General features: G+C 59.5%; 13 protein-coding genes. 7 read left to right on the top strand and 6 right to left on the bottom strand.

Annotation, left to right across the window (positions count from 1 at the left end; all coding sequences use genetic code 11):
- Positions 1–34: 34 nt before the first annotated feature.
- Positions 35–709 carry a RadC family protein gene (radC, locus tag HCU66_RS14265; protein WP_205889090.1) on the top strand — a complete coding sequence of 225 codons (675 nt, stop codon included), beginning with the start codon at positions 35–37 and terminating at the stop codon, positions 707–709.
- A gap of 78 nt (positions 710–787) precedes the next feature.
- Here the strand turns inward: radC and HCU66_RS14270 are convergent, their stop codons facing one another.
- Positions 788–2,377, bottom strand: coding sequence for an ABC transporter substrate-binding protein (locus HCU66_RS14270; protein WP_205889091.1), 1,590 nt, complete (start codon positions 2,375–2,377; stop codon positions 788–790).
- Between the two features lie 447 nt (positions 2,378–2,824).
- Between HCU66_RS14270 and rpmB the strand changes: the two genes are divergently transcribed.
- Both rpmB and rpmG read left to right on the top strand, forming a co-directional pair.
- Positions 2,825–3,058 carry a 50S ribosomal protein L28 gene (gene rpmB / locus HCU66_RS14275; protein ID WP_003177273.1) on the top strand — a complete coding sequence of 78 codons (234 nt, stop codon included), beginning with the start codon at positions 2,825–2,827 and terminating at the stop codon, positions 3,056–3,058.
- Between the two features lie 11 nt (positions 3,059–3,069).
- Entirely contained in the window at positions 3,070–3,225 is a 156-nt protein-coding gene (rpmG, locus tag HCU66_RS14280; protein WP_003177274.1) for a 50S ribosomal protein L33, read from the top strand.
- A gap of 80 nt (positions 3,226–3,305) precedes the next feature.
- On the opposite strand, the gene HCU66_RS14285 is transcribed toward rpmG, so the two are convergent.
- A complete protein-coding gene (locus HCU66_RS14285) occupies positions 3,306–3,668 on the bottom strand; it encodes a cupin domain-containing protein (RefSeq protein WP_205889092.1) in 363 nt (120 codons plus the stop codon).
- 236 nt (positions 3,669–3,904) lie between these two features.
- On the opposite strand from HCU66_RS14285, the gene HCU66_RS14290 reads away from it, so the two are divergent.
- Both HCU66_RS14290 and HCU66_RS14295 read left to right on the top strand, forming a co-directional pair.
- Positions 3,905–5,398 carry an aldehyde dehydrogenase gene (locus HCU66_RS14290; protein ID WP_205889093.1) on the top strand — a complete coding sequence of 498 codons (1,494 nt, stop codon included), beginning with the start codon at positions 3,905–3,907 and terminating at the stop codon, positions 5,396–5,398.
- A 259-nt stretch (positions 5,399–5,657) separates the two neighbouring features.
- Complete coding sequence (locus HCU66_RS14295; protein WP_205889094.1) at positions 5,658–6,800, top strand: MFS transporter; 1,143 nt, start codon at positions 5,658–5,660, stop codon at positions 6,798–6,800.
- A 16-nt stretch (positions 6,801–6,816) separates the two neighbouring features.
- On the opposite strand, the gene HCU66_RS14300 is transcribed toward HCU66_RS14295, so the two are convergent.
- Entirely contained in the window at positions 6,817–8,394 is a 1,578-nt protein-coding gene (locus tag HCU66_RS14300) for a phospholipase D-like domain-containing protein (RefSeq protein ID WP_205889095.1), read from the bottom strand.
- 58 nt (positions 8,395–8,452) lie between these two features.
- A complete protein-coding gene (locus tag HCU66_RS14305) occupies positions 8,453–9,874 on the bottom strand; it encodes an aminotransferase-like domain-containing protein (protein WP_205889096.1) in 1,422 nt (473 codons plus the stop codon).
- 180 nt (positions 9,875–10,054) lie between these two features.
- On the opposite strand from HCU66_RS14305, the gene HCU66_RS14310 reads away from it, so the two are divergent.
- Positions 10,055–10,300 carry a DUF1127 domain-containing protein gene (locus HCU66_RS14310; RefSeq protein ID WP_205889097.1) on the top strand — a complete coding sequence of 82 codons (246 nt, stop codon included), beginning with the start codon at positions 10,055–10,057 and terminating at the stop codon, positions 10,298–10,300.
- A 119-nt stretch (positions 10,301–10,419) separates the two neighbouring features.
- On the opposite strand, the gene HCU66_RS14315 is transcribed toward HCU66_RS14310, so the two are convergent.
- On the bottom strand, positions 10,420–11,733 hold the full coding sequence (locus HCU66_RS14315; protein WP_205889098.1) for an NAD(P)/FAD-dependent oxidoreductase: 1,314 nt from the start codon (positions 11,731–11,733) through the stop codon (positions 10,420–10,422).
- A 147-nt stretch (positions 11,734–11,880) separates the two neighbouring features.
- On the opposite strand from HCU66_RS14315, the gene HCU66_RS14320 reads away from it, so the two are divergent.
- Entirely contained in the window at positions 11,881–12,234 is a 354-nt protein-coding gene (locus tag HCU66_RS14320) for a YkgJ family cysteine cluster protein (protein WP_205889099.1), read from the top strand.
- A gap of 11 nt (positions 12,235–12,245) precedes the next feature.
- Here the strand turns inward: HCU66_RS14320 and HCU66_RS14325 are convergent, their stop codons facing one another.
- Positions 12,246–12,734: an Lrp/AsnC ligand binding domain-containing protein gene (locus HCU66_RS14325; protein ID WP_003177284.1), complete on the bottom strand. Its 489-nt coding sequence runs from the start codon at positions 12,732–12,734 to the stop codon at positions 12,246–12,248.
- Positions 12,735–12,808: the final 74 nt, after the last annotated feature.

A 12,808-nucleotide genomic window follows, 5' to 3' on the forward strand; every position in this document is an offset into this window, starting at 1 on the left:
ACGGAACAGCGGCGCCCACAGACATGGAGGTGTTATGAGTATTCGCGATTGGCCGGCGGCGGAGCGGCCGCGGGAGAAGTTACTAGAGCAAGGAGCGGCGAGTCTTTCGGACGCCGAACTTCTGGCCATATTTTTACGAACGGGCGTGTCCGGCAAAAGCGCGGTGGACTTGGCTCGGCATCTGTTGAATCAATTTGGTAGCTTGCGCGCCTTGCTGGAGGCCGAACTGAAAACCTTCAGCGGGCAGTTGGGGCTCGGGCCGGCAAAATTTGCGCAGTTGCAGGCAGTGTTGGAAATGGCCCGGCGGCATCTGGCTGAGCGCTTGCGCCATAGCTCGGTACTGGAGAATCCGCTGGCCGTGCGTGATTACCTGAAGTCGATGTTGCGGCACGAACCTCATGAGGTGTTTGGCTGCCTGTTTCTGGACTCGAAACATCGAGTGCTGGCGTTTGAATCATTGTTTCGCGGCACTATCGATTGCACCAGCGTTTATCCGCGTCAGGTGGTCAAGCGCGCGTTGGCCCACAACGCCGCAGCGCTGATCCTCTGCCACAACCATCCGTCGGGTAATCCCAATCCCAGCCAAGCTGATCGAATGTTGACCAAGCGTCTGCAAGAAGCGCTGGACCTGATCGATGTGCGGGTACTCGACCATTTCATCGTCGGTGACGGCGATCCGCTGTCCATGGCCGAGTATGGGTGGATGTAAGGGGAACAGCGGCAAGCTTCAAGTTTCAAGCGGCAAGCCAGAGCAGTGCGCGGAATGCTTGAGCTTGCCGCTGGTAGCTTATGGCTTGAAGCTGATTTTTGAGTAGTCCTGGCGACCAAATGGGCTGACTGCATAGCCTTTGACGTCTTTGCGCGTCAGCGCGAAGGCCGTCGGGTGGGCCAGTGGCAGCCACAACGCCTGTTGCTGGATCTGCGTCTGAGCCTGTTCGTAGAGCTTGGTGCGTACACCTTGCTCGCTGGTGGTTTTACCGGCGCTGATCAGCTTGTCCAGATCCTGGTTGCAGTAGCGGGCGAAGTTGGTGCCGGATTTGACCGCCGCGCAGGAAAACTGCGGTGTGAGGAAGTTGTCCGGGTCACCATTGTCGCCGGCCCAGCCCATGAACAGCAGGTCATGTTCGCCGGCCTTGGCGCGACGAATCAGTTCGCCCCATTCGATCACGCGAATCTCGGCCTGAATGCCGATTTCCGCGAGATCAGACTGAAGCAATTGAGCGCCGAGGCTCGGGTTGGGGTTCAGCAGGCTGCCGGAAGGGCGAGTCCAGAGGGTGGTCTGGAAGCCATTCTTGAGCCCGGCCTTGGCCATCAATGCCCGGGCTTTCTCGACATCATGGGCATAGCCCGGCAGGTTTTTGGCGTAACTCCAGGTATTGGGCGGGTAGGGGCCATTGGCAGGTTCGGCGGTGTCTTCGAACACGGCCTTGAGGTAGTTGGCCTTGTCGAACGCCAGGTTGATGGCTTGGCGTACTTCAGGTTTGTCCAGCGGCGGATGCTGGCTGTTGATCCCGACGAACGCGGTCATGAACGCGTCGGTTTTTTCCACCTTCAGGGTCGGTTCCTGCTTCGCAGCCTGTACGTCCAGCGGTTTGGGCGACAGGGCGATCTGGCACTCGTTGCGGCGCAGTTTCTGCAAACGCACATTCGCGTCCGGGGTGATGGCGAAGATCAGCGGGTCAACTGATGGCTTGCCACGGAAATAGTCGGCATTGGCCTTGTAGCGAATCGAGGCGTCTTTCTGGAAGCGCGTGAAGATAAACGGGCCGGTGCCGATCGGTTGGCTGTTGAGTTTTTCCGGCGTGCCGGCCTTCATCAACTGGTCGGCGTACTCGGCCGAATAGATCGAGGCGAAGCCCATGGTCAGGGTGGGCAGGAACGTCGAATCCGGGTGGTCGAGGGTGAAGCGGACAGTGAGTGGGTCCAGCGCGTCGATCTTCTTGATCAGCGCCGGTAATTGCATCGACTGGGCATGCGGGAAGCCGCTCTGGGCAACCTTGTGCCACGGGTTGGCCGGGTCGAGCATGCGGTCGAAACTGAACTTCACGTCTTCGGCGGTCAGGTCGCGCGTCGGGCTGAAATATTCGGTGCGGTGAAATTTCACCTGCGGGTGCAATTTGAAGACGTAGGTCAGGCCGTCGGGCGTGACTTCCCAACTGTCCGCGAGGCTGGGAACCACTTTACCGCTGGCCGTATCGAAGTCCACCAGGCTGTTCATCAGTACGTCGGCCGTGGCGTTAGTAGTGGTCAGCGAGTTGTATTGCACCACATCGAACCCTTCCGGGCTGGCCTCGGTGCAGACGCTCAGGGCGGCGGCATGGGCCAGGGGGCTCAGTAGAAGCGGGGCGAGCAGCAGCGGTAGGGCAGCAAGGCGCATGGTCGGATTCCTTTACAGATCGAAGGCCCATCTGCAAGTGCAGTCTGGAAAAAGCCTACCCTAGTGGGCTCTTTTGCAAATGACTATCCCCTTTTTCATTTTGGGGGGAGGATAGGCGATTGTTTTCGGTGAGTGACGGTCGAGTAAAATCCTGAATTGGCCCGTTGGCCGATTCTCTGCGACGAGCGGTCACTATCGGGCGCAGCCTTTGCCCAAGGCATTCGACGCCCGAAAAACAGGGTTTTTATCAACTCAATGCACACCGGTTGTTGTTGCTCTCTGGTCTTTCTGGTATAAAGCAGCGCTCTTTTCTAGGGGCCCGGTTCCTTCGCTTGTAGGTGTAGCCGGTAAGACCCTTAAAGAAACGCGGCGCCTGGCGCCAAATGACTGAGAGATTAAGCGGCCAACCCATGCCGGGTTGGGCATGTGGTTTTAGAGGGCTGAGGCATGTCGAGAGTCTGTCAAGTTACCGGTAAGGGTCCGGTGACTGGGAATAACATTTCCCACGCAAACAACAAAACCCGTCGTCGTTTCCTGCCGAACCTGCAGCATCACCGCTTCTGGGTTGAAGAAGAGAAACGTTTTGTGCGTCTGCGCGTATCTGCCAAAGGCATGCGCATCATCGACAAGCGTGGCATCAGTGTCGTGCTGGCCGAACTTCGTCGCGATGGCAAGGTTTAAGGGAGCTAATCATGCGTGAATTGATTCGTTTGATTTCGAGCGCCGGTACTGGTCACTTCTACACTACCGACAAGAACAAGCGCACTACTCCGGACAAAATCGAGATCAAGAAATATGATCCGGTTGTTCGCAAGCACGTGATCTACAAAGAAGGCAAAATCAAGTAATTGATTTTTCCTCCTTACAAAAAAGGCCCGTATCGCGAGATACGGGCCTTTTTTGTTGTCGGCGGGGACAACACAAATCCTCAGGCCTTCTGTTCAAACACCACATAGATCTTGCGGCATGGCTCCAGCACTTCCCAGGTGCCTTTGAAACCGGCCGGAATCACGAAGCGATCGCCCACGCGCAGGGTCTTGGCGGCTCCGTCGTCATCGCGCAGCACTGAAACCCCCTGAACGATTTCGCAGTATTCGTGCTCGGTGTAGTTCACCCGCCACTGGCCGACGTCGCCTTCCCAAACGCCTGCACTCATCTGGCCGCAAGGGCTGTTGTAATGGTTGTACACCGCTTGTTCGGGGTCGCCCTTGAGGACTTTGGCCGGGTCTGGCCGGTAGCGATCGGGCTGGGTGATGACCTGGCTGAAATCGACGATATCCTGAATGCTCATGCTGGTATTCCCCCGTGATTACGGCGCACTGGCTGGAAAATTGACAGTCTATGTTTATTAAAATGAACATCGCAAGGTCGTTTACCGGCCTTATGTCAAATATATTGAAACTTCACCTGCCGCTGGTTTAGGGTAACGGTTGCCTTGAGCCGAAAAGCAGGCTGGCCGGGCAGAATTCCTGACCGTGCCCGCGAAGAACGCGGGGCGCTCGTATTCAATAAGAGGAGGACACTCGTATGACCACCCTGACTCGTGCCGACTGGGAACAACGGGCTCGCGATCTGAAGATCGAAGGCCGCGCCTACATCAATGGCGAATACACCGATGCAGTCTCCGGCGAGACCTTCGAGTGCATCAGTCCGGTCGATGGCCGTCTGCTGGGCAAGATTGCCAGCTGTGACGCCGCCGACGCCCAGCGTGCCGTGGAAAACGCCCGCGCCACGTTCAATTCCGGTGTCTGGTCGCGCCTGGCGCCGACCAAGCGCAAAGCCACCATGATTCGTTTTGCCGGCTTGTTGAAACAGCATGCCGAAGAGTTGGCCCTGCTCGAAACCCTGGACATGGGCAAGCCGATCAGCGACTCCCTGTACATCGACGTTCCCGGCGCGGCGCAAGCCCTGAGCTGGAGCGGTGAGGCCATCGACAAGCTCTACGACGAAGTCGCCGCCACCCCGCACGATCAGCTGGGGCTGGTGACTCGCGAGCCGGTTGGCGTGGTCGGCGCGATCGTGCCGTGGAACTTCCCGTTGATGATGGCCTGCTGGAAACTCGGCCCGGCGCTGTCCACCGGTAACTCGGTGATCCTCAAGCCTTCCGAAAAATCACCGCTGACGGCTATTCGCATTGCAGCGCTGGCGGTTGAGGCCGGCATTCCGAAAGGTGTGCTGAACGTGCTGCCGGGTTACGGTCATACCGTCGGCAAGGCTCTGGCCCTGCATAACGACGTCGACACCCTGGTGTTCACCGGCTCGAGCAAGATCGCCAAGCAACTTATGATCTACTCCGGTGAATCGAACATGAAGCGCGTCTGGCTCGAAGCTGGCGGCAAGAGCCCGAACATCGTGTTTGCCGATGCGCCGGACCTGCAAGCCGCTGCCGAATCCGCTGCCAGTGCCATTGCCTTCAACCAGGGCGAAGTCTGCACCGCCGGTTCGCGCCTGCTGGTTGAGCGTTCGATCAAGGACAAATTCCTGCCATTGGTGATCGAGGCCCTCAAGGCCTGGAAACCGGGCAATCCGTTGGATCCGGCAACCAATGTCGGCGCGCTGGTGGATACCCAGCAGATGAACACCGTGCTGTCCTACATCGAATCCGGCCACACCGATGGCGCCAAGCTGGTGGCTGGCGGCAAGCGCATTCTTCAGGAAACCGGGGGCACCTACGTTGAGCCGACGATTTTCGACGGTGTCAGCAACGCGATGAAAATTGCCCAGGAAGAAATCTTTGGCCCGGTGCTGTCGGTGATTACCTTCGATACACCCGAAGAAGCCATTGCGATTGCCAACGACACCCCTTATGGCCTCGCGGCTGCGGTATGGACCACGGACATCTCCAAGGCTCACCTCACCGCCAAGGCACTGCGCGCCGGTAGCGTGTGGATCAACCAGTACGATGGCGGTGACATGACCGCACCGTTCGGTGGTTTCAAACAGTCCGGCAACGGTCGCGACAAGTCGCTGCATGCGTTCGACAAGTACACCGAGCTGAAGGCGACCTGGATCAAGTTGTAAGCCAGTGAGGGAGCCCGGCAGTAAATCGGGCTCCTGAACGACGCAGATCCCTTGTGGGGGCGGGTTTTTGTGGTGAGGGGGCTTGCCCCCGTTCGGTTGCGAAGCAGGCGCAAGACCATTGCATGCGGTGTACTTGATACACCGCAGACGCAGGTTTTGGGGCCGCTCCGCGACCCAACGGGGGCAAGCCCCCTCGCCACAAAGGCTCGCTCCCACACTGTTTTGTGCTGTACATAAAATATCCACAGGAGCGTGGAACATGCGTTGGGCGACTTATTTCGCCGTCTTGGCGTCTGTCTTGAGTGTCGGCCTGGCCCTGGGCGTCAGCATGCCGTTGGTATCGCTGCGGCTGGAGGGCTGGGGTTACGGCTCGTTCGCCATCGGCGTGATGGCGGCGATGCCGGCCATTGGCGTACTGCTGGGTGCGAAGATCTCCAGCCATCTCGCGGCCCGTCTCGGCACGGCCAATCTGATGCGCCTATGCCTGTGGGCCGGGGCGGTGTCCATTGGCTTGCTGGCGCTGTGGCCGAGCTACCCGATCTGGCTGGTGCTGCGGTTGATGATCGGGGTGATCCTGACCCTCGTCTTCATCCTCGGTGAAAGCTGGATCAACCAACTGGTGGTCGAGCAATGGCGCGGCCGATTGGTGGCGCTGTATGGCAGCAGCTATGCACTGAGTCAGCTGGCCGGGCCGTTACTGTTGGGTGTGTTGGGCGCCGAGCACGATTACGGCTTCTGGGTCGGTGTCGGTTTGCTGATGACGTCACCGTTCCTGCTGCTGGGCCGCAGCGGCGCGCCCACCAGCGAAGCCTGCAGCGTAACCCTCGGTGACTTGTTGTCCTTCTGTCGCGGCCTGCCGGCCATTGCCTGGGCGGTGTCGCTGTTTGCCGCGTTCGAAGCGATGATCCTGACCTTGCTGCCGGTCTATTGTCTGCGTCAAGGCTTCACCACGGAAATCGCCCTGGCGATGGTCAGTACGGTGGTGGTGGGGGATGCCTTGCTGCAATTGCCGATTGGTGCGCTGGCTGATCGTGTGTCGCGGCGTACGTTATTCACCGGTTGCGCGATGCTTTTGCTGCTGTCGAGCCTGGCGATTCCGTTGCTGATCGACACGCTGCTGATCTGGCCGCTCTGGGTGTTGTTTGGCGCCAGTGCTGGCGGTCTGTTCACCTTGTCGCTGATCCTGATCGGTGAGCGTTATCGCGACGATGCGCTGGTGCGGGCCAATGCCCATATCGCGCAGCTGTGGGGGATCGGCTGCCTGATCGGGCCCTTGGCGGCCGGTGCCGGGAGCCAATGGATCAGCGGGCATGCCTTGCCGTTGTTGATGGCGGCGGGTGCGTTGGGGTTGGTGATTCTGGTGTCGCGGCAAGGGGCGTTCGGGGTAGTGCAGCCGGCATAGATCCTGGCAATTTAAGTTACAGCATCTTCTCCAGGCCGATCACATTGCTGAGCCACGAATTGAAGTGTCGCCACCAGCTCCCCGGTTCCCTGGTCAATGTGTGCTGCTGGCCGTCGTCTTCGGTGACCCAGATGATCTGGCCTTTTTCCAATCGAGCCTGATAGCTGAGGGCAGGCGCCATACCCTCCAGCGCCAGTTCGCGCACACGTCCGGCGAGTTGTGGGCTGTCCACCAGCACCCCGACTTCGGTGTTCCACAGCACTGAGCGCGGGTCGAAATTGAACGAGCCGATGAAAGCTTTTTGCCGGTCGAAGATCATTGCCTTGCTGTGCAGGCTGGAGTCGGAGCTTTGGTAGGATGATCCGCTGTGAAACAGGTTCGATCCGCTGCCGCTGCCACCGTTGTCGCCTGGCTGGCGGCGCAATTCGAACAACTGCACGCCATGCTCCAGCAAGGTTTTGCGATAAGGCGCGTAACCACCGTGCACGGCGGGTACATCGGTGGCTTCCAGTGAGTTGGTCAGCAAACGGATCGACACCCCGGCATCGGCGCGACCGGTCAGGTACACCAGCCCCGGTTGGCCGGGGACGACGTAGGCCGAGATCATGATCAGCTCTTTGCTGACCCCATTGAGTTCAGGTGCCAACTGGGTGGTCAGCAGCAAGTGCGGGTCAGGTTCGCCGTCGGACAGTACCTTGCTCGGTGCGTCCCAAAGCGCCTGGTTCGAAGCCCAGATCAGTTCCCGGCGCCAGGCGTCCAGGCGCGGATGAGTGGTGTAGGTCATCAGCTGTTGATAGAGCGCGTGATTCTGTTTGCGCGTCTCCTCCAGGGATTCGTCCAGTCGGGTCCGGGTGTTTCTCAGATCCCTGGCGGTCGGCTTGCTCGAGAGAAACTGCTCGATCGGCTTGCTCAAAGCGCTGTTCCAGTACTGGTCGAAGCTGTGCCCCAGCTGTTCTGCAACCGGGCCGACGCTGAGCATGTCGATGTCGGTGAAATTCAGGTTGGGCTCGGCATCGAAATACTCGTCCCCCAGGTTACGCCCGCCAACGATTGCCGCGCTGTTGTCCGCCACCCACAGTTTGTTGTGCATGCGCCGGTGTTGCAGCGATACGTTGAACAACCGGCCCATGGTTCGCGTGACGCCGGTGCTGCGGCCCAGGTGAAGCGGGTTGAACACGCGAATCTGAATCTTCGGATGCGCGGCGAGGGTCGCGATGATCCGGTCCAGGCCATCGCTGGTGGTGTCGTCGAGCAGAATCCGCACCCGTACGCCGCGATCGGCGGCTTTGAGCAATTCGTTCACCAGGATCCGGGTGCTGATGCCGTCGTGGACAATGTAGTACTGCAAATCAAGGCTGCTTTGGGCGTGGCGAATCAGCTCGGCGCGGGCGGTGAAGGCCTCGGCGCTATCGGAGAGCAAGCGAAAACCCGATTGGCCTTTATAAGGCGCGGCCTGGGCCTGGATCGAACGGCCGAATGCCGAGTCCGCCGCAGGCAGAGCCTGACTCGGTTCGCGAGGGACGTTGAACGTCGCGCAGCCACCCAGGAACGAGGCGAGTAACAGAAGAGCAAGCAGGGGCTGTCTGATTCTCACGGGGAATGTTCCGGTGGCGGCCATTGTTAGCATATGGACGCTGGATCCCAAAGAAAGGTCAGTCGATTTCCGCCAGCAGTTTTATCGCCGCCGCGCCGACCTTGCGCACCGCTTCTTCGATCTGCGGTGTGGGTTTGGCCGAGTAGTTCATTCGCAGGCAATTGCGGTATTTGCCTGAGGCGGAAAAGATGCTGCCGACGGCAATCTGTACGCCTTGATCATGCAACGCACGATTGAGTTTCAGGGTGTCGAAGCCCTCCGGCAGTTCGACCCACAGCATGAAGCTGCCTTGCGGGCGGCTGGCCCGGGTGCCTGCGGGGAAATAGCGGGTGACCCAATCGATCATCGTGTCGCGATTGCGCTGGTACTGAGTGCGCATTCGCCGCAAATGCGGTTCGAAGTGACCGGCCTTTAGAAATTCGGCAATTGCAATTTGCGGTTGCGGCGCGGTGCAACCGGTGCTGATGTATTTCATGTGCAGCACCCGTTCCAGATAGCGGCCCGGCGCGACCCAGCCAATGCGCAGGCCCGGTGCCAGGGTCTTGGAAAAGGAACTGCAGAGCAGGACGCGGCCGTCTTCGTCGAAGGATTTGATCGTGCGCGGGCGCGGGTAAGTGTAGGACAGTTCACCATACACATCGTCCTCAATAATCGCCACGTCAAAACGCTGTGCCAGTGTCAGCAACGCACGTTTGCGCGGTTCCGGCATGATGTAACCCAGCGGATTGTTGCAGTTGGGGGTCAACTGTATGGCCTTGATCGGCCATTGCTCCAACGCTAATTCCAAAGCCTCGAGGCTGATGCCGGTGAGCGGGTCGGTGGGGATTTCCAGGGCTTTCATGCCCAGCCCCTTGAGCGTCTGCATCGCGCCGTGAAAGCTCGGCGAATCTACCGCCACGATGTCGCCGGGCTCGCAAATGGCCCGGATGCTGGTGGACAGCGCTTCGTGACAACCGGTGGTGACCACCAGATCGCTGGCGCTCAACTGGCAACCTGAATCGAGCATCAAGCGGGCGATCTGTTCGCGCAGTTCGAGGGTGCCGTAGATGTTGTCGTAATACAGGCCGGGCATATCCTGTCGACGGCTGATTCGTGCCAGGTTGCGCAGCAGTGGTTTCATCGTCGGCGTGGTGATGTCCGGCATGCCGCGGCCCAGTTGCACGACATCCTTGCGCGGCACGGCACGGATCAATTCCAGCACCTGATCCCACTGCGAAATATCCACCGGTCGTTGAGCGGGGCGGCCAACGACGGGCAGTTCCGGCAGCTCGCGGCTCACGGGCACGAAGTAGCCGGATTTGGGTTTGGGCATCGCCAAACCCACGTCTTCCAGCACTCGATAGGCCTGCTGCACCGTGCTCAGGCTGACCCCGTGTTCGACACTCAGCGCCCGCACCGAGGGCAACCGGTCGCCGGGGCGATAGAAACCCTGTTCGATACGTGTGCCGAGCAACTCGGCGAGGTTGACGTAAAGGGTCATGGCGCAGTCTCGCTATTGGGTGGTTCTGTTAACCAATACAGATTGGGCAAAAATAAGCGATTCAGAGGCTGAAACAGGAAATCTGTATGGAGTTAATAGGGCTCTGTTGAATCTGTAATGCTTTTTGCCGTCCGCGCATCATGAAAGCTCTGGCTACCCAAGTAAACAGGAGCAATGAAAATGAACGGCTTGAGCGATGTGCGGCTGACGTTACGCAGTCAGGAACTGGCGGCAGGGCAAGAAAACGGCGCGCGCGAGGCGGTCATGCGCAACGCACCGTCCGGCCTGAATCGCTGGGGTCTGTTCTGGCATCGTCTGCACACGCGCAAGGCGTTGCTGGAGCTAACGCCGGAACAATTGAAAGACATCGGTTTGAGTCGGGCCCAGGCACGGGAAGAGGGGCTTAAACCCTTCTGGCGGATCTAGTACTGTTGATCGTTCCCACGCTCTGCGTGGGAATGCCGCCCCGGACGCTCCGCGTCCGCTGTGACGCAGAGCGTCACTGGATGCATTCCCACGCAGGAGCGAGGGAACGATCATCTTCCTCAAACCAACTCTTTAAGTCGATGCCACAACATCCCCAGGGCCAATAACGGCGAACGCAAATGTTTGCCCCCCGGAAAGGTGATGTGCGGCACCTTGGCAAACAGATCGAAACCACCGCTGTGCTGCCCGCTGATGGCCTCGGCCAACAACTTGCCCGCCAGGTGCGTGGCGTTTACGCCGTGGCCAGAATAGGCCTGGGCGTAATACACATTCGGTTGGTCCTTTAGTCGACCGATCTGTGGCAGGCGATTGGCGCCGATGCCGATCATCCCGCCCCATTGATAGTCGATTTTCACCCCGGCCAGCTGCGGGAACACCGCCAGCATCTTCGGTCGCATGTATGTGGCGATATCCTTCGGATCGCGCCCTGAATAATGGCAGGCGCCGCCGAACAGCAAGCGTCTGTCCGCCGAGAGTCGGTAATAATCCAGCGCCACCCGTTGATCGCAGACCGCCATGTTCTGCGGCAGCAGCGCGTGGGCCTGCTCTTCACTCAAGGGCTCAGTGGCGATGATGTAACTGCCGGCGGGCAGCACCTTGCCGCCGAGTTGCGGGTTGAGATCGTTGAGGTAGGCGTTGCAGCCCAGCACCAGGGCCTTGGCGCGGACCGAGCCCTGGGCGGTGTGGACCTTGACCTCGGAGCCATAATCGATGCGGGTCACCGCCGATTGTTCGAACAGCTTCGCGCCCAATTGCCGGGCGGCTGCCGCTTCGCCCAGTGCCAGGTTCAGTGGGTGCAGATGCCCGGAGCCCATGTCGATCAAGCCGCCGACGTAGCGGTCGGAACCCACCACGCTGTGCATTTCGTTGGCTTGCAGCAGACGGGTTTCGTAACGGTAACCGAGGCTGCGCAATTCTTCGGCGTCTTCGGCAAAACCTTCCAGATCTTGGGCGTTATTGGCGAGATCGCAGTAGCCCCAAGTCAGATCGCAAGGGATCTGAAAACGCTCGATCCGCTGTCGGACGATTTCCACCGCTTCCAGGCCCATCAGTTTCATCTGACGCACACCGTCTGCACCGATCACATTGGCGAACTGATCGAGGCCATGGCCGACGCCGCGAATCAATTGCCCGCCATTGCGTCCGCTGGCGCCCCAGCCGATCTTGTGTGCTTCCAGCAGCACCACGCTAAAACCGCGTTCGGCCAGTTCCAGCGCGGTGTTCAGTCCCGAAAACCCGCCGCCCACCACGCACACGTCCGCGACCAGCTCACCAATGAGCACCGGAAGGTCGGGCTGCGGCAGGCTGCTGGCGGCGTAATAGGAGGCCACGTGTCGGTGGTTTGGGACAGGTTGCTGAACGGGGGCGTTCATGTACGTCGTCCTGATGCGTGTGTTTGAAAAAGTTGACGGAGCATAAGCCGCTCCTTCGAATGCGGGCAACACTGGTCGGTTGGCGCTGTCTGGATTGGGGTTTTTGCGTCAGAATCCCGGTCTATTTCGCATTCGGTCACCGCTTCGATGAGCTGCAACAGTCAGAAAATTCGCACGCTGCGCCAGCAGATTCCCACCTTCGAGTGCGTGCCCGGCTGTCATGACTGCTGTGGACCGGTCACCACCTCGCCCGAAGAAATGTCCCGCCTGCCGCGCAAGACCCGGGCCGAGCAGGACGCGGCGATGGACGAACTCAATTGCGTCCATCTGGGCCCCCACGGCTGCACGGTGTATGACGAGCGACCGCTGATCTGCCGTCTGTTCGGTACCACCAAGACGTTACCTTGCCCCAATGGGCGGCGGCCGGTGGAGCTGATTCATCCGCGGGTCGAGAAGCAGATTCACGAATACATGGCCAGTACCCGGCAGGTGTTGGTGTAGGGGTGTGGGGCTCAATCCGGGATTGGCAGGCTCAAGCTCTCTTTCACTTCTTCCATCACGATATAGCTCTTGGATTCGCGCACATGGGGCAGCTTGAGCAGGATGTCGCCCAGCAGTTTGCGGTACGAGGCCATCTCGGAAATCCGCGCTTTCACCAGGTAATCGAAGTCCCCTGACACCAGATGGCATTCCAGAACGTGGGGCAATTTCAGTACCGCGCGTCGGAACTCTTCGAAAGTATCGCCGGATTTGTAGTCGAGGCTGATCTCGACGAACACCAGCAGACTACCCTTGAGGTGCTGCGGATTCAGCCGGGCGTTGTAGCCCATGATGATCCCTTCGCGCTCCAGGCGCCGTACCCGCTCGGTGCAGGGCGTGGTGGAGAGGCCGACCTTTTCCCCCAGTTCGGTGAAGGAAATGCGCCCGTCCGCTTGCAGGATCCGCAGGATATTGCGGTCGATCTTGTCCAGCTCACGTTTGGTTTGTGTGTTGGTCCGCATAGGGGATGCGCCTCCGTGAAAAGGGTTTTTGCCGAGAATTGTCGCCAAATATAGGCACTTATATAGTGAAAAGC

The organism is Pseudomonas frederiksbergensis (assembly GCF_017114915.1).
In the GTDB taxonomy this organism is placed as follows: domain Bacteria; phylum Pseudomonadota; class Gammaproteobacteria; order Pseudomonadales; family Pseudomonadaceae; genus Aquipseudomonas; species Aquipseudomonas frederiksbergensis_I.